This window comes from Paenibacillus sp. FJAT-26967 (assembly GCF_001541095.1).
Lineage (GTDB): Bacteria > Bacillota > Bacilli > Paenibacillales > NBRC-103111 > Paenibacillus_F.
Genome location: NZ_LMXH01000006.1, coordinates 121,916 through 142,750, shown reverse-complemented (window position 1 = coordinate 142,750; position 20,835 = coordinate 121,916). Strand labels below are relative to the sequence as shown.

Sequence of the window (20,835 nt, the reverse complement as noted above, 5' to 3'; positions counted from 1 at the left end):
TAGCATGTGGATAATGAAAGCGTTTTACTGGGGTTTGCCTGTTCCGTCTGTAATTTGATTGAAATTGTCCTGTGTGCAGGCATGCAGGAAAGTTTGGAGGCTTATCCAGGGCAGGGCTTCTAGAGGGCTTATGCAAGGAAACTCTAGTAGTTTGGCGTTCGTTAAGATAGCGGTGAGCTTTGCAAAGATGACGACTGGGAGGAAGCGGTGATGGGTATAAAAGAATCAACCCGCAAGAAAGATCGGAAGCTGGGTGAAATTCTCCGCAGTATGGAACGTGTGATGGTGGCCTTCTCGGGAGGCGTTGACAGTACTTTTGTCCTCAAGCGGGCTCAGCAGGAGCTTGGAAGCCAGGTGCTCGCCGTGACAGCCGCTTCTGAAACGTTTCCGTCCCGTGAATTTGATGCTGCTGTATGTCTGGCAGAAGAGATGGGCGTGAAGCTCTGGGCAACCGAAGTGAAGGAATTGGACAACGCAGAGTTTGCAGCTAACAATCCCGACCGCTGCTATCACTGTAAGACAGGACTGTATACTCACCTGCGGGAGATAGCTGCCGAGAAGGGTTATCCTTACGTGCTGGACGGATCCAATGTGGATGATCTGGGCGATTACCGTCCGGGGCTCCAGGCTAAGAACGAGCAGGGAGTAAGGAGTACCCTGCAGGAAGCCGGACTGACCAAGGAGGAGATCCGTCAGCTTTCCAGGGAACTGGGGCTTCCGACGTGGAATAAGCCGTCTTTTGCCTGCTTATCCTCCAGAATTCCGTATGGCACCCGGATTGAGAAATGGAAAATCGATCAGCTGGACGAAGGGGAGTATTTCCTGTCTCGTCTCGGGCTTTACCAGGTGCGGGTGCGCCATCACGATAAGCTGGCCCGGATCGAAGTGATGCCGGAGGAGATGGCTCTCGTGATTGAGAACCGGGACGCCGTCTATAAGAAGTTTAAGGAACTCGGGTTCGCTTACGTCACCCTGGATTTGCAAGGGTACCGGACTGGGAGCATGAACGAAGTGTTGACGAAGGAGACGAAAGCACTCGGCACTTACAGTCAGGCGGAAGGAAGATTGTTATGAATTATTATCGGCGTAACCGTAAGTGGCTGCTTTACATGATTCCCGTACTTATCCTGCATGTGATCGGGCTGTTGTTCCTCCTAATTGCGGCAGACGGCCGCCCGTCCTTGTGGGGACTGGGGCTGCTTGCTTATACACTTGGCCTGCGTCATGCATTTGATGCGGACCATATCACCGTCATTGATAATACGGTCCGCAAGCTCGTCCAGCAGAAGAGCAATTCCGCAGGCGTGGGCTTTTACTTCTCGTTAGGCCATTCCTCTGTCGTGTTCGTTGCAGTGGTCATCATGGTTCTGTCCATGCACTGGATGAATACGAATCTGGATGTTCTTCAGGAAGTCGGCGGGATCTTCGGGCCGTCGATATCGGGCCTGTTCCTGCTTTTCATCGGATTTTTGAATTTGTGGGTTTTGCTGGATCTCGTCCGGTTGTTCCGGCGCTTGCACGGCAGCGCTTATAAAGAGGAAGAGTCCGGGGAGCTCATGTATCAACGAGGGTTATTATCCAGATGGATCCGGCCGCTTTACAAATTAGTGAATCGCAGTTGGCATATCTACCCGCTCGGCTTCCTGTTTGGTCTCGGACTTGATACGGCCAGCGAAATTTTGCTGCTCGTCGTATCAGGCAGTGCGATATCGGGCGGTGTGCCGGCCGTAGGGATTTTCGCTTTGCCGATTCTATTCGCAGCAGGGATGGTACTGATGGACACGGCAGACGGGATCTTCATGACCAGCGCTTACCGCTGGGCGTTGAATACCCCGCAGCGTAAGCTGTACTACAATATTTTCGTAACCGGGCTGGGCGTGACTGCAGCATTCATTATAGGCACCGTGCAGCTGGCTCAGGTCTTTTCCACCGAAATGAATTGGCGGGGAGCGATCTGGATGTGGTTCCAAGCTATTGATTTTGGAATTCTGGGCTACGCGCTTGTGGCGCTTTTCCTGCTCAGCTGGGCAGTGTCAAGGGGGATTTGGCGTAGGAAGAAGGTGAAGAGTTCGGTGATTTAAGGCCAATCGTTCGACATATGAATGAGTGGAATTTGCCGTTACTCACACCGAATAACCGCCCGCAGAGGAATATGACTTTACTATACTGAACGGCGGGAGAGGCCGGGTCTTCGGCGGGGCCGTAACCTGATCGGTTAGTATTAGGAAGGCCGACGGCAGGAAACCAAACAAGAAAAGCACCCGGGAACCGTGAGGAACCCGGGTGCTTATTAGTTCGATTAATAGGATCGATCTCGTGCAAGCTAATCATAATAGAAGATAAGGCCGGATTGGCGGATTCCATTAAGATCTTAGTTTACTCCAGGTTGCAGAGCCGACAATACCGTCGGAAGTCAGCGAACTGGCTGTCTGGAACTTCTTCACGGCAGTCTCTGTGCCGCTGCCGAAGGCACCATCGGCAGTGACGCTGTAGCCCTTCTTCGTCAACAGACGCTGGAGTACCTTCACTGCGTCTCCGGAGCTTCCGTTACGCAGAACGGCCGTTGTGGTCGCAAGCGCGTCCAGCTTGTCGGATGTCGCCGGACCGACAATCCCGTCTGCCGTCAATCCGTGTGCGGATTGGAACTGCTTGACGATGGTTTCGGTGCCGCTGCCGAAGATCCCATCGGCACTCAGCGTGTAGCCGACTTTATTCAGCTGCTGCTGCATGGACCTTACCTGCTCGCCGGAATCGCCTACCTTCAGGACGCCATCGTCCGGCTCTTCGCCGCCGCCACCGCTTGCCAGGACGTGATGCACGCCGTCCGTAGTTGGAAGCGGGAGGCTGAGTCCGGCCTGCTGCGCGACAGCCTTAAGCTGGCTGTTAACGAAGGTTTTGCCGTTAAGCGCATTTCCGGCAGCATCCCGGACGGTCGCATCGAAGGCGATTCCCCGCGTATGCGGTGCGGTGCTGCTCGGCTTGGCTACGACAGAGCCGAGGCCGTGAGCCGCCTTCTCGTTGGCGACACAGGTTGATTTCGATGCATTTTCTACAATCTCATATAAGTGACGCTGATATTGAAAAGGCCGGTAGGCGGAATTAAAAGTAATCGTCCAGTTCTTCTGTTTAAGTAAATTGACATAGGTGTCTCTTTTTTTAATCAGATCCGGATCGACATTATCCCAGATCACTTTCTGTCCGTTTTCCATTTTGATAGCGAGCGGGTCCGTCATGTTTGTTAAATACCCTCCGCATGTTTCCGATGCGAATGCTGAGCCTGCGAGTGAAAGGGAGGAGAACATCAGCCCCGTACAGGTTACCGCGATCATCGACTTTTTGCCTAGTTTTTTTAACATCATAATTTCCCTCCGTTACCATAAATTTTGGTTATGGAACCAATTATTATTAAACTAGTTGCCAGATAACTAACCTATTAATTCCAAATAAAACCGGAATAATGTCCGTATGCAGGGTAGATAAACCGTGATATATCATGGGTTCAGCGGACGTAATAAAAAAAGTAAAGCTGCCTAAACATAAGACAGCTTTACTATTCATACAAAGGCAGATATCAGTTCATTTTGATATTGACGGTTTCTTCACCTGCGTTTACAAAGCTTGTGCTTACTTGCGTGGAATTCGGATAAGAACAGTATCCGCCTGTATCCGCTGCCAGCCATTGATGATTGCTCGTAGAGCTGGTACCGATCATGGAGGCGGACCATTTAACATTCTTCAAGTACGAACCGGTGTCGTAAGGCTGCGGGTCGTTGCTCGCAATGGCCGTTATTCTTTTGATCTCATTTCCTGCTCCGCTTTTTTTCCAGCCTGCGGCATTCGTTACAACGGTGTAATTGTCCGCCGCATTATTATCATAGCGGACCCCGGCTGCATAAAGTGCAACCTGTCCATCGGCAGGCACATAATATTTAAAAGTCAAAGTTTGTCCGGCCTTAAACCGGAACGAAGTGTTGTGGTAATATTGACCGCCGGTAAATATAGAATGCGCCCAGTTATTATAAGTTTTGCTGTACTGGAAACCGGCATCTACTTCAGAGGCCCCATTGCTTGCATGCCCGCCGGTATAAATATAAGGAGTATCATTGGAATTCGTGTTATTTACGTATACTTCATTATTGGTACTAGAAGGGAGATAAACCTTGCCTGACCACCACGAGTAACCGGGTTGTGAGAATACGCGTCTGTACGGACCGCCCGCATTTCCGCAAGCATAGCCCGCGAGTGGAGTAATAGCGGAGGGAGCTGCCTGCTGTCTGACTTTAGTAGATTCGTTTAATAGGGTAAATTTCTCTCCGCCGTTGACCGTTACCGTATGATCGGCAGAAGGGTCGGTTTTGACGAATACGTCTTTTAACTCAGGTTTATTAGCATATACTTGTCCGTTATCATCAATATAAATAACATTTTCCCGCTCATCTTCAGGAATGTTCTTCATAACATCCATCATGAGCTGACGCTCGTTTCCTGCAATTCCGGCAGCAATGTCGGCTTCGAGATCCTTGCTGTCAGACGCAGCTGTAATCGGGTTTAAAGAGACTACAAGGGATAGTAGAGCAAGACTGGAGGCAACGGTAACATTCATTTTCTTCAATCGATACACATCCTTTATAGTTTTTTTATTACATATAAAGTGTATACAAGTTCCATAAATTTGTAAAGTAATTGTTTTATTATTATAAAATGGAAAAATAAATAGTGTAATTATTTGTGGTTTATTTTTCCAGATCACCCACTACTCTTTAAACGCCACAGAACAATCTTAAACAATATCGAATTCAGGAGATTACATATTACCCAGAACATTGGCGATATGGTAATATTAAACTATCATTTTGTGCCTTTGCTGCTCTAATAGTCCGATTGAACGGGGCATTCAGCAAGGCCGGAGAACGAGGTCATAATGGTCATGTCGGTAAGCACTCATTCCGGACTTCAGGCTAATACTATGCTAGACGGAGAACGGTACCGGATCGTCCGGGTTATTGCTTCCAGTGAGTTGTCTATTGTGTACTCCGCGAGAGAAACAAGAACCGGAATTCATCGGATCGTCAAAGAATTTTTCCCGCAGGCTCTGGTGATGCGAGATTTGGATGGGAGAACTGTTCTTCCCAGGATGCCTTCTTTGAAGACCAAGTTCGATTCCATAACGGGTTCCTTTCAGAATGAAGCTCTTCTTCTGGGCTCACTTGAACATCCGAATATCGTAAAGCTAGTGGGGCACATTGGGGAGAACGGGACCTTCTATACCATTCTTGAGAAGTGCCGGGGAATTTCGCTGGAACGGGCAATCCGGAAGAAACTTATTCGTTCTAAAGCGGTTTTTTATGAGAAAACCATCCCATCTATTATTGGAGCTCTGGCGTACCTCCACGATCAGGGCATCCTGCACAGGGACATCAAGCCAGCTAATCTGATCGTAGCATCAGACGGTCAGGTGAAGCTGATTGACTTCGGCTCGGCTGTTCATCAATCGGATACGGATCGGCCTATCTTTACATCAGCGGGCTATTCACCGTTAGAGTTTTATTCCGCTTCTTCCAGCCAAGGGCCTGTATCCGATCTATACAGTTTGGGAGCCACTTTGTACTACTGTTTGTGCGGTGAAGCGCCGGTCGAGGTCAGCCGGAGGTTTTTTAATGATCCGCTTGAGACGGTTTTCCGTAAGAAACGCGGCAAGGTGACCCCGAAGTTGTCCCATGCAATCAGGGGCTGTTTATCAGTAAAAGCCGAGCAGAGATGGACTTCTCTACAAAAAGTCTCAGACGCCGTCAAAGCCGAGGCGCTGTTGTGGAAAATAGCAGAGAGTCTATGGTACGGCCTGCGGGCCAAGAGACACCCTTACCGGAACGGGATGCCGCAAAGGAAGGTAAGCCTGCTGTCCTTGGAGACAGCCGAAGATTCCATGGCTGCTCTATCCGGCGTGCAGTCCGCGTGGAGGGAGACTGCCGCAGCAATCGGAGAAGTAAGTACAAGTGCAGGTCCAGATCCAGCTGCTGCGGGGGAGAAGGCAAGCTCCGGATTGAACCCCAATTCCAAGGGGACCCCGAAGATGAGCGTCGAAGTAAACTCCGAAGCGGGGTCCGAAGTGGAGTTAAGGACAAATACAAAGTCAAAACCAAACAAAAAGACAAATACAAAGCGGGAACCTAAGAGGAAGTCAAAGGCGGCAGATGCCAAGCCATAAAAGCGAGGACTGCCGCATCAAACACATGGGATTGAATACAAACTGGCAACAACAAGAAAACCGCCTGGAAGACTTAGCTGCGAAGCTAATCTCAAGGTGGTTTTCTTTGAAAGGCTCGCGAATTCTCCAGCAGCCTGTTCAGTCGCAGAGCTTCTGAACTGCAAGACTTAAAGCGCAAACCGTCCGGGTTAAGTCCCGGCGGTTTGCGCTTTTTGTGTTTGCGGCTGGAGACTGGTTTTGGCTGCTTTGTACCGCAGCTCAATTTCCGTGACTCCATCCTCAAACGTAATGTACAGCTTATCGTTATACGCCAGTGTTTCTTTGGGCGTTTTCCCCAGAATGAGGGTGCCTTTCTGCACGAGGCACTTGGTGCTGTGCCGGAATAGTAAGGTTCCGTTCTTGCCGGCTTCGAAGATAATGTTGTTGCTCTCCGGCAGCAACTCATGAACATCGAGACTGGTGAACAGGTCCTGGAGGGAAATGCTCCTAGAGCCGAATGAAGTCAGCGGCCAGTATTTCACCGGAATGTCGTTGCCGCTCGCCGTATGAAGGAAGTACCCTTCCAGCCTTCCCGTAAATTTAGGCCTTGGCCGGAATGCCAGGTAAAGAACCAACCCCAGCACGGCTGCAGCAAGTACGGCCAGCAAAACTTTGATGATGAGCGTCCACACGGACACAACCGTGAAGGAAAGTTCGGAAATTGCGCTGGCACCCTCGCCGTCTACCGCAGTGATGCGGACGCTGCCGCTGCCGGTTGTCAGCGGATTGAGAAGAAGGAAGCCTTCTTCTACAATCTGCGCGCTTACAAGCTGGTCATCGTCCGCAGGACTCACAGCATACGTAAGTTTCTCCCGGTTGGCATCCTGGAAATATTCATTCAAGTCGATCCGCGCCTTGCCCTCTTCCATGCTGAGCTGTAACGTGCCCGCTTGTGCCACGGGCGGCGCATTAACGGCTTTGATCTCGGAGGAGGCGGTCTCGCGGTTGAAATCCGGTGCAGTCAGGATGATTTTCCAGTTGTACGTCCCTACAGACGGGAACACATGACCGAGTCCGAAACTGTTTCCTTCCGGTTTGAGTGCAATGCGCTCCTCCGCTTTCTTGGCGGGGTCGTATACAACCAGTTCGGCCTTCATGGCTGCGTACACATCCGCATCTTCAAGCGGTTTACCGTCAGGTTTGTACAGTCGTGCTGTAAAAGGAGATTGGGCTCCCTTCATCGCCTCCGCCGGTGAATCCGCGCCTGCCTGAAGTTTATAATTGCCGAGCAGGTTTACCTTTACAAGATCGCCCGGTTTCCCCCGGAAAATAACGCGCATGCTGCCTTTTTGCGGTTCAATTACTTTCATGAGGGTGTAATTGTCCGACTTGTAGAGCCTGACGTTCTTAGATGTCGAATAGACTTGCGCTTCCGTAACCGGACTCTGGGACAAAAGGATGATATTCGCTTCATTCATGCTTGAGTTTGGAATTGGAACGGTTACTTCCTGGAGTTCTCCTGTTGCGGACACCGCAGATACAGAAATCAGTGCCGACTGAAGCTGCTTGGCGAAAATGAGATTGAAGATTTCCGGCAGGTCATCCGCATTGCCGGCCAGATACGAAGCTCCGCCGGTCGCTGCAGCTATGCGCTCCAGTTCATCTTTCCGGGCTGATCCGTCCCGGTTAAGTCCGACTGTATAGATCGGATATCCTAATTTCTTCGCTATACCGATCGAATCTTCGACATCCCGGCTCGAAATATCAGGGTTTCTGCCGCCCGGCTGTTTGCCGAAATCTGTACCCCCATCGGACAACAGGATGAGAAAGGGCTTGCGCGAGGCATCGTAACCGCTCTCCATCAATTCAGCCGCCTTACGAAGGCCTAATCCCATATCGGAATACCCGCGGCGTCTGAGTCCATCGAGCGTCGACTTCCACGTATTCCGGTCGCCTGAAGTAAGCTCTGAGAGCGGCAGTGAAGAGACGATCTTATCGTTATACGCTACATAACCTGCGCGCGAATTACCCGTTCCCTGCAGGTCCATAAACATTTTGACAACTTCCGACGCGATGCCGTCTTTATCCGTTTGATTCATGGAGAAGCTCGTGTCGAGCACAAACATCGCATCGAGTCCTTGTTCAGGCGGAACGTTAGCAGCCCATAGTCCTGTAGGAAAAGCCAATAGTCCTGCAACCAAGGTCACGAAGAGTGTCCCAATGATCCCTTTTGTATGCCTGATACATTTCAAAATCCCGGTCATAACATCACCTTTTACACTTGATATCGTTAAAATAAAATAAATTACCAAGATATTGGTAATTTTACTTACTATTCCTTAAACCTTACATCGGCATATCCCAATGAAAAATGAACATACGATATAAAAAAAGTAAAATTTTATTTTTAAAGCGTAAATCTACTGATATAAAAGGTCATCAAACCCTTAATTATTAAATATTGACAAATCAAGACGGGCGTCATTATGATAAAACCCAAAGAGAAGTCACAAATCGGTTTTTCTTCCAAAGTCGATTTGTTTAGGTACATTTTTACATATTAGTTCCTTATAACTACAAAATTAATAACTAACTAGTTCTAAACTCACAGGAAGGAGGAAGCGGAAAGTTACTCTATAGTATGGAAGTCCTGATAAGGACTTTTGGAGGGTGAACTTCCCGCTGACCATTATGGACATTATCAATCAAACCAACCGAACTATGCTTTTTGAGGAGATTAACCCTGAGAAATTAGACCTAGTCACCATCGTAGGAGATGTCAAAGGAATCGACAGTCTGAGTGATGACAAAATCAAAGAAATTAACAAGCATCTGCTTGTCCGGAATTTCGATGAGTTTCTAGACAAATTCTCGCCCACTGTATATTCATTCTTCAATGCTGCTAATCAGAAGGTCATGTATACGCTCAAAAAACCGGAGGGTCTGGCGGACGATGCCATCTCCGAGATCAGAATCGATCAGAGCAATGATTTTCTTAAAATGCTGTTCACGCTGATTGACACCAAGCGCAGCCAGGGCATCCCGAATGTTGATTTTAAATTCGAGAATCTGCTCGATATGATCTCTCCCAAGAAAGTCATGGACGACATCCGTCAGGTCCGCAAAGAAATTCATTACTTGTATGGCCAGTACGAGAAGCTTGACGAAGGGGACCCGAAAAAATTCGATCTGGGCGACAAGCTGAACGGGATGTTTGAGGACGCCAGCAAGAATTACAACAACGTGATGGCGATGCTTCCGCTTGCTATCGAGGATATCAAAACCCGCCTTCTGCTCGGTAATGCCCAGGAAGAGAATACGTCCGAGGCATTCCAGATCGGCATGCTGACTATCGGAAGCAGCGGCGAGCTCAAAATTATCGAGGCGCCGAAGAGTGAGAGCACGGAGCTGATGCTTCTCGATGATAACAGTTCCACGGAGCTCGTATCTGTGTTCGAGGAAGATTACGATTCGATTACAGAAACGCCTTCCGGCTACGTAAAGGATCTCGTGGTCCGCACGTTCTGTCCGCTGCCTGCAACGCAGAGCTCCGTGGACGTCGGGACGGAAGTTCAGAATTACAACACATATCTGGAGTTCTACAAAAACGCAAAAGACGATTTCGTCAAAACGGTGAAGCCGCTTGTTGAGAAAATTCTGGGTATCAAAATGTATTTTGACCAGTATGCAACTAAGAACAAGGGCATGCAGCCTACCCTGGTAGTAACGAACAGCAAGCTGGACATGACCGTTAAGAGCGGCAATATTCCGCGTCTGGAAACTTACCTGAATACAGTCAACGCCAAGAACGATTTCAGCGACACGATCTGGTTCGGCATTGTACCCTCCGTCGAGCTCGAAACGGCGGGCAAAGTCAAAGTCAGCCGTGAGCGCTTCAAAGGCAACGAGAAGGTTATCAAACCGGACGGCAATACGATGGAGGCCGTGTCTATGCTGCTTCAGGTACTGAAGGACTACAAAGTGCAGCTCTTCTTCAGCTTCGAATCAGGTGAAGAGACCACGTTCAACAGCATGGCGACGGCAGGTATCGACAAATACATCGACAAATGCAGCCCGCTTGTACGCAAAGAATACAGCGAATTTGCCGTACCTTGCGTACCGAACTTCACAATTATTCCGAAGGACAAGTCGGGTGTGGTGATCGACAGCCGGATGCTGCATACCGAAGATGGAGCCAGGCTCTCCCAGGAGAAGGAAGATATCCTGAAGCTGTGGATTGAAGGCGTATATATCGGCGCGGGTTATGTTGCTGCGGGTCTAGTTGCGGCCTACCAGTGTCCTGAATATTTGCGGGAGCAGTTTAAGAGTGTCAGCCGGGATTATCCGGGCGTCCGCTTCGATATCGAAGCCGGTGATCATGGTCTGCGGGCCGTATCCACGATGGCCAAGGAAATTTCAGGATTTACCAACAATATCAAGGATGCGATTAACCGCAAGAACTTCGGATTTATTTTCTCCTCGGAGAATGCCCAGCTTCAAGACCGGGATATCAAACGAATCACCGTCTACAAAGCACGCAGCCTGGCTATGGCCGAAGACGGATTCGATTCCATATATAAAACACTGGTCAGTACCTATATCGAGCGTATTCTCCGCTTCCAGACCGGTGATTTCAAGCATGAGAATATCGTCAAATTCTTCAGTAACAATCCTAGCAGCCAGAAAAGCAAATGGCTCGGTACCCGGGGCTTCGTGAACTCGATCATCCAGGATGGAGACGATATGAGCTACATTATCGATGACAAGAGCAATCTGTGCCATATCGATCTCGTCTTTAACGGCAACGTGAAGAATCTCGAAGTGACCATTACGAAGGGTACCTCGCCGGTCAAAGTATGATCCGCTGGCTAAAGCGTATGTTAAAGGCGTGGTTTCCCAAACCTGCCTTCCAACATAAATCCCGGGAGCGGCTGCCGCAGCCGGGAACACTATCCAACAAATTCAAGGAGGTAATACACATGGGTTTCAGACTTAAAATCGAAGGTGCAGAAACATTTGAACTTGGCATGGACAACATCCAAACAGTCGCATACGACACGGACACGCCAGACGATTCCAATGCAAGATCAACTGACGTTGGTGCAACGCTCCGCATTTCCGGCAAAATCATCACCGCTACCGATGGCGACAGCGCGGATGACACGCTGAAGCTCGGTCTGTGGTCACTGGTTCCTGCTGAGAAAGCAGATTGCTACAGAAAAGTGACGCTGGAAGTGATTGCGGCTGATCAAGTTGTCCGCAAAATTTACTTCCCGAACGCATTCGTAGTGGACTACAACGAGAAATTCGGTGATACCGAAGGCGTGGGTACATTCAGCCTCTTGATCAAGCAAAAGAAAGACAAAACCGAATTGGCAAAAATCGAAGGCGGATACGCCGTATAATTTCTGCCGTGCTTCGCACAGTAAGTTCTTATCCAACCATTTTAAGAGGCTTTATGCCTCTTAAAATCTATTTTTATAGACGCAGGGATTGAAGAGAATGAACTATTACGATGTGCTTGGAGTAAATTCCGGTGCTTCTCAAGCGGAAATAAAGAAAGCGTACAGACAGCTTGCAAAGCGGTATCATCCCGATCTGAATCCCGGCAATCCGGAAGCGGAGAAACGGTTCAAACAGATCTATGAAGCGTATCAGACGCTGGAAGATGAAGCATCGCGCCAAGCTTACGATGGGAATTTAAAGAACAATAGTCATTCAAAGCGGCCCGGTACGGACAAACGGCACAATACGGCAGGCGGTTCTACAAAGGAACAACCCGATTTCAATCCAAGTGATGTTAGAAAGAATTTTGAAAAATTTTTTGGTTTCGCCGGCAAAGCAGGCGGGGAGGCTAAACAAGCTTCAAAAAATCCGATCGATACAACAGACCTCTTTCAGCGGTTCTTCGATGCCAAGAAGAAATAGTCTGCTGCGGCAATCGCGCATAAGCAAGGTCCGCTTGCGAGGCGTCCCTTCTATTGTCTTATCCGGCAGGGCGCTGATGAAGCAAGGCGTTCCACTTCTTCGGTGGCTGATGTGTCGGCACATCTTGCCGTCAGGAAGGGAACTTTTTTTGCGTTTAACTGGTAACGCAGTCCGTATCGTAATCCTGCAAATGACATGGAGGTAAACGACGTGAAAGGCAGAAAATCCGGATGGATTATCGGAATAGACATCTCCATTGGGGTGCTTGCGGCAGCAGCTCTGCTGTATGTCTTTTTTATTAATACAGATAACACGCTGAAAATGTATACCAGCCTTGTCTGCGCCATTGTACTATCCGTTATCGGTTTTATATACTACCGCATCCCTGTAGACCAACCGGAACGGGAGGCTATCGCCAAGCTTATCCTGCTTAATGAGGACGGGGAGAGCATCAAGGAGTGGTATATCCAGGGGGAAACTTCCTTGTTGATTGGAAAAAGCTCCGGTCAAGGCGAGGTTGATATAGATCTGACCGATGCGGAATATGCATCGCTGATTAACAGGGAGCACGCCGTATTAAACCGGAATGAAACCGGATGGTTTATTGAAGATATCGACTCGGGCAGCGGTGTAGGGATTCAGAAAAGCGGACGGGGACCCAGAGGCAGACAAGAAGTCGAGGAGCCGCACAGACTGGATATCGGAGATATCGTATATATAGCCAATACGAGGCTTCTTGTGAAATAGCCAATAGCCGGACAGCATGCTAGGCCTAGCGACAGATAAGTCCATACGACAAACGGAGGAATGAACAGGATGAGTTTGACAAGATGCGCCAACGGACACATGTTCAGCACCAGGAAGCACGGCAATATTTGCCCCTACTGCAGTATCGCAGTGGAGCCGGCTGCCAAAGCGGAGGAAGTAAGGGCGTCCAGGGTTCAGGAAGACGACAAAACGATGCCGTACCTGGGTGAGACAAGTAGTATTGAGGCCGTTACAGGCTGGCTGGTATGTATCGAGGGGCCTCAGCTTGGTCAAGATTACCGGATCATGGCGGAGAAGAATTTTATCGGGCGTTCCGAAGAAATGCATATTCGGATTATCGGCGATAACACCATATCAAGACGCAATCATGCTGTCATTGTATACGACCCCAAAAAACGGAATTTCTACTTGCTTCCAGGAGACGCATCCGGGCTTGCCTATCACAACAATGAAGCCGTTTATTCGCCGGTAGAACTGACTGCGTATGATCTGCTCCAGCTCGGACGCAGCAAATTTATTTTTATCCCGCTCTGCGGAGCCCATTTTGAGTGGGATAATACGGCAGCTGCAGGTCTCGCCTGATGAAAATGCTGGTGGGAGAAGAGGGGGCGCCTTATCTCATAGTAGGGACTGCCGTTCTCCTGATTCTGCTGTTGGTGTATTTGCGGAACAGGCTGAACAAATGGCAGCCGGAACTACCTGCCGTAAGGATAGGCAACGGGCAGACGATTGGGGCAAGAAGCGAGCAGGATGATTATTTTGCCAGCGCCACGACATCGGTAGGTACGCTGGCTGTACTTGCGGATGGAATCAGCGGGCTTGCGAACGGAAGAATGTGCAGCACGATGGCAGTATCCATGTTTGTGAAGGAATATCTGAACGTAGGGCATGTCCGGCATATTCCGAATTTTTTGACCGAAACGGCACGGAAGGCCAATTCTGAGATGCTCCGGCAGCTAAAAGGGTCCCCGGGTGGAACGACTCTTGTAGCAGGCATTATCGATGGAGATAACCTTCACTGGGGAGCGGTTGGGGACAGTGTCATTCTCGTTTTCCGAAACGGTGAATTCTTGTCAGTGAACCCCAAACATACCTATGAGACCGTGCTGGAGCAGCGATATTTGGCTGGAGAAATCAGTAAAGAAGATGTGATCGTAAATCCCCAGCGCAGGCAGTTGATCAATTACCTCGGCTATGAGCAATTTCAGAAGATGGAGATCGGCGATGAACCCTTCGCGCTTAAGCCGGGGGACAAAGTCATTCTGTGCAGTGATGGTGTCTACAATGCTCTGACCGAGGTAGAGATGGAGAAGATCCTGAGAAGCAGCACTTCACCGGAAGATTCGGCTCAAGGCATGATTGATGCTATTGAAGTGAAAAACCTGGGCTACCAGGACAATGCAACGGTCATTATTTTGGAGAAAAGCGGGTAGATCGGACTGCGGAATACCGTGTTGGGCTAAAGGGAGCGGGTGGACGAATGAGAAAAGAGAACAGTGATTTCAAGACGGGTTTCGTTACCGAAGCGGGGACCTTTGTGCAGAACAGGGATTACTTTGCTTTCGTGGAGCTGGAAGATATGGCCTGCTGGGTGCTTGCCGACGGGCTTGATTCAGATAGCGAGGTTAACAGTGCGGAGATGGTGGTCCGCAGTATTTTGTCTCGCTTTCTGAACAGGCCTTCCATGTCGGCCGCCAGGCTCAAACGGTATATGCAAGAAGCGAGCGAATGGCTGAACGAGGAGAGCAGACGCGTCCGGCTGAAGGCGAGTGTGCTGATCGTTGTGACGGATTACACCAGAATGGTGTGGGCGGTTGCCGGACATGCGAGGCTGTACGTGGTTCGCGAAGGACGGCTGGTGGAGCGGAGCCGGGATCAGAGTCTGGCCCAGTCCTGGGCGGATGAGGAGCGGATTCCCCAGGAATCGGTAGACCGGCATGAGGAGCGGCACAATCTGCTTAACTACGTAGGTAAGCCGGATGTATTCGAGCCGTACGTTTCCCCGAAGGTGCTTCTGGAGGATGGGGATATCCTGCTTATGAATACGCCGGGCATGTGGGAGAATGTGCCTTCCGCCGAGATGATTGATGCTGCCCAGGAAGCGAAAGGGCCGGTTGAGCTGGCTGATTTACTGGAAGAAGTGCTGCTGAGCAGGCAGAAGAGGGACATCCCGAACTATACGTCTGCGGCCATTTATGCCAATAAGGTATACAAGGAAGTGAAGGGCAAGAAGCGCAAGTGGGCCAAACGAATCGCGTTGATTCTGATTCCGCTGCTGCTTGTGGGCGGCGGCGCATACGTGTATATGGCCAAAGAAGCCGCACGTAAGGCAGAGGCGGCCGCAGGTATGCTGGATCACGGTAAAAGCGGCGACGATTATGCGGCTGAAGGCGATTATGCCAAAGCCCTCAAAGAATACAGTGAAGCCCGCAGCGATTCCCAGAAAATAAAGGATAAAGTTCACACGATCCTCTTCACCAAAAAGCAGCGCGCCGCCCAATATATCGTGGACGGAGATATTTTCCTCAAGGAAAGGGAATATGACAAGGCCATCACCAGCTTCACCAAAGCGCAGTCCGAGATTAAGAACCAGGATGACTTTGATCCCAAGCATCTGGAGCAGCGGATCGGGCAGGCGCAGGCTTATTCGGCTGTGATGGAGGTTGTCAAAGAAGGCGATCAGAAATTTACCGCACTCGACTATATAGGAGCCCTGGAAATTTACCAGAAGGCCAAGCAGGCTTCGGCAGAAGCTTCCTTCGCGGACGGCGATAAACTCATCAAAGAGAAACTGGATGAGACTCATGAGAAGATCGCCGGTCTGGAGAAGGAGACGAAGCTTCTGGAAGCGGACAAGCTGGACAAGAAGGGGGACAGGAGCATGGCCGCTCAGGATTATGCCTCCGCCATTTCAGCCTTCGCCTCCGCGCAGGAGATTTACCAGGAGATCAAGATGCTTGAGCGAGTGCTCGGGATGGAACGGAAAATAACCAAGGCGGAAGAAAAGCTGAATCCGGTTCCCGCCGCTCCGTCTGCAGCGCCTGCACTGCCTGCACCGCAAGGAGAGCAGACTCTTCCGGGACAGGGACAGGGACAGGGGGCGGGCGGACAGCAGACTGCGCCTTCTGCGCAGCAGCAGGGGCAGGCTCAGCTTATTCCGCCGGCAGCGGGTAGTCCTGCCAGCGCAGCGCCCGCCGCTCCGGGGCCTTCCAAGCCGCCGGTTACCGAAGGCCAATCACAGCCAGCTAAGGAAGAAGGAGGGGGCCCGCCCGCATGAAAGAGCTGATTCTGGAACGTCTGGGCAAAATCGAAGATTTGGAGCAGCGCCGGATGCTCAAACAGCTGATGTCGGGTTTATTTCTGAACCTGGTGGATTACCAGGAGCAGATGAGCCGGCAGCTGGAGCAGCGCGTTTTTGATGAGATAGAAGATTGGGAAGGCCGATGTGATATTTATGTCAGTCTATGCTCCAGGGATGAATGGGACCCTATTCATGAGTTTCTGTACCCGATGCGGCCGGAGGACTTGGAGAACACGGCAATCGATATATCCTCTATCGTAGAGGGGCTGCGGGACCAGAGGGAAGCTCGTCTGACGTCGCTTTTCCTGGAATGTGACTCCATGCGCATCAAGGGTCTGATCGAGAGCGGCAGGCAATTCGGCGGACAAATCAAGACTGCAGCAGGCGCTTACCGGATTAAGGTCGAGCTGCGTCCCTGTGACAAATACCTTCAAGAGATTGAAAATCTGTATCATGTGTTTCTGAAAAACGGCCTCCCGTGGCGCACCATCAACCACCCGTTCGCTTATAAATTCGTGGATATCGTCCTGACAGGTTGTGAAGGCACTCCGGATCTCAAGGATATCGTGACCGAAATTTCGGTTGATCTGGAAGAGTACGAGGCATTCAAACGGACGGACCGGATTCCGCTCTGGAACATTGAAAGGCTCTATATCAAGAACAGCGGGTTTCCTGTACCGGCTTCGGACCGCGTGAACTTCGAGCATGTTCTTTCGCTGAGAAAAACAGGTACTGAGCATGGTTATCTGGTAGACGGACATGCAGCGGACATCCGTTATATTAAACGCTCCGAGGAAGAGCTGACGATTGTTTCTCCGCAGGAGAGGGCAGGAATCTGGAGTGTGCTTAAGGTTGTCCAGCCGGTCGATATCCAGATTGGCCGTCTGGAGTATCCGCTTGTCTCCAACCGCTGTACGGAGAGCTTCGTGGGCAAATACACACGCAAGCAGGCGATGGTCGTCCGCTCCAAAGGAGAGATAGCGCGGATTGTGCATTCGCTGGAAGCTTCCGAATATTTGGTGCTCGAGGACACTCGGGTCATAGAGGACCCAGGAAGAGAAGTGTCTGCCCGCCGCTCCGGAACAGAAGCCCAGACGTATGAAATGAACCCGTTCATCAGTGATCAGGTCCGAGCAGCTATCGGCAGGGCTGTATTGCGCCTGAGTTTCCGGCCGGGGAAGACGTTCGGCCGGGACGATTTTATGAGGAATGATTTTATGAGCTTCGTGGTCTCCGAGGTTCAAATGTACCTGCCCGAATATAAATGTGAAGGGGTATGGGTTTGAATTACATTTGGGATCTGCTGATCAGGGCCGAACGAAGCGGGATCAGCAAGCGGGAGATTCAATTCTCCGCTGCTGCCGTGTACTCCCCTTATATGGAACTGAGCATGGAGGATATGAATGCGAGCCTGGTCGAGAAAACCGTAGAAATCAATCCGTTCTACCGGTTTGACGAGATGTTCCGCGGCATGCTTGATATTAACTACACGGAAGATGCCGAGTTCCGGGCCGCTTTGTTTGACATTCTGATTCACTTCCTGGCGGATATTGATCTGATGCAGGGGATGAACAAGCGGGAATTCCAAATCCGTTTTGTGAAGCGGGACCTGGAAGCGGGAATATTCGGAGACAAGGTGCGGAGGAATTTCGTTCAGTGCAGCCGAGACGAACAGGATACTATTGCGGCAGGTGTGCTGCAAATGTACGAAACAGGGGATGCCTTGTTTACGCTGAAAAGGACGGTCCGCTCCTTATTTCCGGGCTCTACCATATACGCAAACTGCGAGGAGAAGAATGAACTGCTCCTCTACATTGATAAGGAGGAGAGTGAGTCCGGTTGGATCCGAATGAATTTGCTGCTGGACTTGCTCCTTCCTGTTCGTTTTCAAACGGAACTGTATTGGAACCGGCATTTCGGCATATTAGGCGTGGAAGAGACGATGCGGCTCGACCGCATTGCGATGTATTGACCGGCCGTGAAGGAGGACAACGATGAACGGATATTCATACAGGCTGTATCAGCATCCGGAAGATAGAATCACCGAACCGGGCGTCGTACGCTACAGCCGTGACGAGCTTACGGATATGACGACGTACCAGCTCCGCGTGATTTGCAGCAAAGAGAAGCTAATCGAAGGTTTGGTGAACACGCTGGACCGTGACGGGTTAATCGGAACGATTCTCAAGTTCCGCGGGTCGGAAGAGCGGCTTATGATCGGCAGTCCGGTTCCGGGCGGAGAAGATCGTGTGCAGACCGCGCTCCGGCGGTATTTGCGTACACCGCTCGGAGACCGGGGCACGAAGGTGCCTGCGCGGATCACTCTCTACGAGGGACTCTGCCTGGATGAGCGGGACGGCTATCGCCTGGAGGGGGCTGCGAGCTTCGAAGGAACGAATGTCCTGCTGGTGAACGAGCAGATGGAGCTGTGCGGCATTCTAGGAGTGGTCAAGGATGCAGTGAGGCCCGGCACCTATTATTTGACGAGGGACCGGCATGCTTATTTGAGGCGCACATCCAACCGGAAGTATAGTCTCCTCTTCTTCAGTCCGCAGGACTCGGATTATCTCTACAGGATCTACCATCAGAATAAGCCCTTGCCTCCTGTCAATCTGCATTACTGCCGCATACCGGCGGCCGACCTGGAGATCCGGGAGCCGGAGCATACGGAAGCCGTGCTCGCTGTAGACTTCGGCACCTCCAATACAACAGCCGGAGTCTATCTGGATGCGGGCTATATCCAGACACCCTGCAGCCAGGACCTGCTTCACGGCAACGTAAGGCTGGATGCGATCAACTATGTAGCTTTCCCGGACCCGGCTGATCCGCAGGGCGAATGGATTGAGCTGCTGCCGACGGTCGTCCGCGTGGCGGACTGTTCCGATCCTTCGGACATCCGGTACCAGTTCGGACACGAGGCGCTTTTGTACCGGAAGAAGCTCGGATCCGGCACGCAGGCGACTGTATTTCACGGAATTAAGCGGTGGGTGAACGACTATGTGAGAAGCGAGGAAGTGACGGATGCAAACGGCAATAGCGCTCATGTGAGCAGAAGTGAAATTATCCGCGCTTACCTCACTTACATTATCCGGACGGCGGAGCACCAGTTCAAATGTCAGTTCCGGAATCTTCATATGACCAGCCCGGTCAAACTCAAGGCGCAGTTCCAAGATATGTTCGCAGAGATTCTGCCGGCATACAAGCTGGAGACGGAGAATGCTCTCGATGAGGGAATGGCGGTGCTGTATAACACCATTGCCGACCGTCTGGAGCAGAACCGGTTCGAGGATGGGGAGACCTACAAAGCTCTCGTCATCGATTGCGGCGGAGGTACGACCGACCTGTCCTCGTGCCGGTTCCGGATTGAGGATGGGCATATGGCCTACCGGCTCGATGTTCAGACGACCTATGAGAACGGAGACACGAACTTCGGAGGCAATAATCTGACGCACCGCATTATGCAGTATATGAAAATCGTGTTCGCCGAGTATTACAGCTGCGGGCAATCCGTTACCGGTATGGACAGCCTCATCGGAATTTCGAGCGGGGATGTATTCCGGTATGTAGACGAATACGGAATCGGTTCTCTCTACGAACGGCTGGAAGCGCGGTACCGGGAAGCGGAGCTGCTGATTCCAACGCGCTACCGGGAGTATGGGAACCATACCCGTGAAGATTACAACCGGGTGCGCAACAATTACCATTTCTTATGGGAAATGGCGGAGAGCATGAAGACGGAGTTTTTTCGCAAAACAGGCGTTCTCCGTAATCGGTTCCATGCCGGAAACGGAGATGTGCGGGAACACGATCTGAAGATTACCGGAGTAGACAAATGGTATTTGTCCATACGTGAACAGGGCGGGTTTAAAGACCGTTATGAATTTCCGGATGCGGTATTCACTATTCAAGAGATCAATCATCTCATTAAAGCGGATATCTATGAAATTGTCCGCAAGTTCCTGGAAGATTTCTACCAGAGCGGCGAGCTGCAAACATACTCCATCATCAAGCTGACGGGTCAGTCCTGCCGCATAGATGTGTTCCGGGAAGCGCTCAAAGAGTTCGTGCCGGGCAGGACCATACAGTTCACGCAAAAAGTAGACGAGAACGAAAAGGTGCCGGATTTGAAGCTGGCTTGTTTAAAAGGAGCGATCCGTTATTTGAGGGATAAAAAGGCGGGCGTGATCGAGACGAATATGACGCACCAGTCAGCCGTTATTCCTTATTCCGTGACCGCTTACACGCACAGCCGAATTGAAAGAATACTGATCAGCACGCTTGACCGGGATAACGCCGCGCAGGGCTGCATATCCAGACCTTGGGGAGCGGCGGAGATTGAGTTCTATCTCAAGGATATGAACGGTAAACTCCGGCAGAGATATATATACCCGAGCCGTCCGGCGGGTTTCAAACCGGTGCTCTATGAAGACATCATGGCAACCTACGGCGGCAAAATTCCTCAGGATGACACGGATTCCATCGTGAATGAAGAAGTGAAGTTCTTCGTGTTCGGCGGAGGCCAGAACTGGGGATTCCATGTCGTACCCGTAGCGCGCCGCAAGGAACAGCTGTATCTGGGAGCCAAGCGGTTCTTCGCCTTCGAGAACGATTTGTCGGAGATTGACTTCTTTGACGGCTTGAAGTGAGCAGCGAA

The 20,835-nt window shown here is 50.7% G+C and carries 16 protein-coding genes; 13 read left to right on the top strand and 3 right to left on the bottom strand.

Annotated elements, in window-relative coordinates; translation table 11 throughout:
• The first annotated feature begins 210 nt into the window (after positions 1–210).
• Positions 211–1,074 carry an ATP-dependent sacrificial sulfur transferase LarE gene (larE, locus tag AR333_RS19840; RefSeq protein ID WP_068777114.1) on the top strand — a complete coding sequence of 288 codons (864 nt, stop codon included), beginning with the start codon at positions 211–213 and terminating at the stop codon, positions 1,072–1,074.
• The gene (locus AR333_RS19835) at positions 1,071–2,081 is read left to right on the top strand and encodes a HoxN/HupN/NixA family nickel/cobalt transporter (RefSeq protein ID WP_068777113.1); all 1,011 of its coding nucleotides are present in this window, start codon (positions 1,071–1,073) and stop codon (positions 2,079–2,081) included. Before larE ends, AR333_RS19835 begins: the two co-directional genes overlap by 4 nt.
• Positions 2,082–2,363: 282 nt before the next feature.
• Here the strand turns inward: AR333_RS19835 and AR333_RS19830 are convergent, their stop codons facing one another.
• Together AR333_RS19830 and AR333_RS19825 are read right to left on the bottom strand one after the other, a co-directional pair.
• Positions 2,364–3,359: a peptidoglycan-binding protein gene (locus AR333_RS19830; RefSeq protein ID WP_068777112.1), complete on the bottom strand. Its 996-nt coding sequence runs from the start codon at positions 3,357–3,359 to the stop codon at positions 2,364–2,366.
• Positions 3,360–3,571: 212 nt separating this feature from the next.
• Entirely contained in the window at positions 3,572–4,603 is a 1,032-nt protein-coding gene (locus AR333_RS19825; protein WP_253735925.1) for a YrpD family protein, read from the bottom strand.
• A gap of 318 nt (positions 4,604–4,921) precedes the next feature.
• Here AR333_RS19825 and AR333_RS19820 point away from each other — a divergent pair, with 318 nt between their 5' ends.
• Positions 4,922–6,205, top strand: coding sequence for a serine/threonine-protein kinase (locus AR333_RS19820; protein WP_068777110.1), 1,284 nt, complete (start codon positions 4,922–4,924; stop codon positions 6,203–6,205).
• A 188-nt stretch (positions 6,206–6,393) separates the two neighbouring features.
• Here AR333_RS19820 and AR333_RS19815 read toward each other — a convergent pair whose 3' ends face one another.
• Positions 6,394–8,448, bottom strand: coding sequence for a VWA domain-containing protein (locus tag AR333_RS19815; protein WP_068777109.1), 2,055 nt, complete (start codon positions 8,446–8,448; stop codon positions 6,394–6,396).
• Between the two features lie 427 nt (positions 8,449–8,875).
• On the opposite strand from AR333_RS19815, the gene AR333_RS19810 reads away from it, so the two are divergent.
• The 10 genes from AR333_RS19810 to AR333_RS19765 all read left to right on the top strand — a co-directional run bounded on the left by AR333_RS19810 (position 8,876) and on the right by AR333_RS19765 (position 20,827).
• Positions 8,876–11,044: a transcriptional regulator gene (locus tag AR333_RS19810; protein ID WP_068777230.1), complete on the top strand. Its 2,169-nt coding sequence runs from the start codon at positions 8,876–8,878 to the stop codon at positions 11,042–11,044.
• A gap of 119 nt (positions 11,045–11,163) precedes the next feature.
• Positions 11,164–11,589, top strand: a complete 426-nt coding sequence (locus AR333_RS19805; RefSeq protein ID WP_068777108.1) for a membrane-associated protease 1 — start codon at positions 11,164–11,166, stop codon at positions 11,587–11,589.
• A gap of 97 nt (positions 11,590–11,686) precedes the next feature.
• On the top strand, positions 11,687–12,112 hold the full coding sequence (locus tag AR333_RS19800) for a J domain-containing protein (protein WP_068777107.1): 426 nt from the start codon (positions 11,687–11,689) through the stop codon (positions 12,110–12,112).
• Positions 12,113–12,307: 195 nt separating this feature from the next.
• Positions 12,308–12,859: an FHA domain-containing protein gene (locus AR333_RS19795; protein ID WP_068777106.1), complete on the top strand. Its 552-nt coding sequence runs from the start codon at positions 12,308–12,310 to the stop codon at positions 12,857–12,859.
• A 69-nt stretch (positions 12,860–12,928) separates the two neighbouring features.
• Complete coding sequence (locus tag AR333_RS19790; RefSeq protein ID WP_068777105.1) at positions 12,929–13,462, top strand: FHA domain-containing protein; 534 nt, start codon at positions 12,929–12,931, stop codon at positions 13,460–13,462.
• Positions 13,462–14,313 (top strand): PP2C family serine/threonine-protein phosphatase, encoded by an 852-nt coding sequence (locus AR333_RS19785; protein ID WP_156430968.1) that lies wholly within the window; start codon positions 13,462–13,464, stop codon positions 14,311–14,313. The genes AR333_RS19790 and AR333_RS19785 overlap by 1 nt, the downstream gene beginning before the upstream one ends.
• Before the next feature lie 47 nt (positions 14,314–14,360).
• Positions 14,361–16,157, top strand: a complete 1,797-nt coding sequence (locus AR333_RS19780) for a PP2C family serine/threonine-protein phosphatase (RefSeq protein WP_068777104.1) — start codon at positions 14,361–14,363, stop codon at positions 16,155–16,157.
• Positions 16,154–17,467 (top strand): normocyte-binding protein, encoded by a 1,314-nt coding sequence (locus AR333_RS19775; RefSeq protein WP_068777103.1) that lies wholly within the window; start codon positions 16,154–16,156, stop codon positions 17,465–17,467. Before AR333_RS19780 ends, AR333_RS19775 begins: the two co-directional genes overlap by 4 nt.
• Entirely contained in the window at positions 17,458–18,153 is a 696-nt protein-coding gene (locus AR333_RS19770; protein WP_172798904.1) for an iron-dependent peroxidase, read from the top strand. The genes AR333_RS19775 and AR333_RS19770 overlap by 10 nt, the downstream gene beginning before the upstream one ends.
• Before the next feature lie 22 nt (positions 18,154–18,175).
• Positions 18,176–20,827, top strand: a complete 2,652-nt coding sequence (locus tag AR333_RS19765) for a molecular chaperone (protein ID WP_068777101.1) — start codon at positions 18,176–18,178, stop codon at positions 20,825–20,827.
• Positions 20,828–20,835 lie beyond the last annotated feature (8 nt).

Coding starts and splice junctions, on each gene's coding strand:
- AR333_RS19795 (WP_068777106.1), top strand. CDS start 12,308: ATGGAGGTAAACGACGTGAAAGGCAGAAAATCCGGATGGATTATCGGA.
- AR333_RS19810 (WP_068777230.1), top strand. CDS start 8,876: ATGGACATTATCAATCAAACCAACCGAACTATGCTTTTTGAGGAGATT.
- AR333_RS19805 (WP_068777108.1), top strand. CDS start 11,164: ATGGGTTTCAGACTTAAAATCGAAGGTGCAGAAACATTTGAACTTGGC.
- AR333_RS19835 (WP_068777113.1), top strand. CDS start 1,071: ATGAATTATTATCGGCGTAACCGTAAGTGGCTGCTTTACATGATTCCC.
- AR333_RS19765 (WP_068777101.1), top strand. CDS start 18,176: ATGAACGGATATTCATACAGGCTGTATCAGCATCCGGAAGATAGAATC.
- AR333_RS19775 (WP_068777103.1), top strand. CDS start 16,154: ATGAAAGAGCTGATTCTGGAACGTCTGGGCAAAATCGAAGATTTGGAG.
- AR333_RS19785 (WP_156430968.1), top strand. CDS start 13,462: ATGAAAATGCTGGTGGGAGAAGAGGGGGCGCCTTATCTCATAGTAGGG.
- AR333_RS19780 (WP_068777104.1), top strand. CDS start 14,361: ATGAGAAAAGAGAACAGTGATTTCAAGACGGGTTTCGTTACCGAAGCG.
- larE (WP_068777114.1), top strand. CDS start 211: ATGGGTATAAAAGAATCAACCCGCAAGAAAGATCGGAAGCTGGGTGAA.
- AR333_RS19830 (WP_068777112.1), bottom strand. CDS start 3,359: ATGATGTTAAAAAAACTAGGCAAAAAGTCGATGATCGCGGTAACCTGT.
- AR333_RS19815 (WP_068777109.1), bottom strand. CDS start 8,448: ATGACCGGGATTTTGAAATGTATCAGGCATACAAAAGGGATCATTGGG.
- AR333_RS19790 (WP_068777105.1), top strand. CDS start 12,929: ATGAGTTTGACAAGATGCGCCAACGGACACATGTTCAGCACCAGGAAG.
- AR333_RS19770 (WP_172798904.1), top strand. CDS start 17,458: ATGGGTTTGAATTACATTTGGGATCTGCTGATCAGGGCCGAACGAAGC.
- AR333_RS19820 (WP_068777110.1), top strand. CDS start 4,922: ATGGTCATGTCGGTAAGCACTCATTCCGGACTTCAGGCTAATACTATG.
- AR333_RS19825 (WP_253735925.1), bottom strand. CDS start 4,603: ATGAATGTTACCGTTGCCTCCAGTCTTGCTCTACTATCCCTTGTAGTC.
- AR333_RS19800 (WP_068777107.1), top strand. CDS start 11,687: ATGAACTATTACGATGTGCTTGGAGTAAATTCCGGTGCTTCTCAAGCG.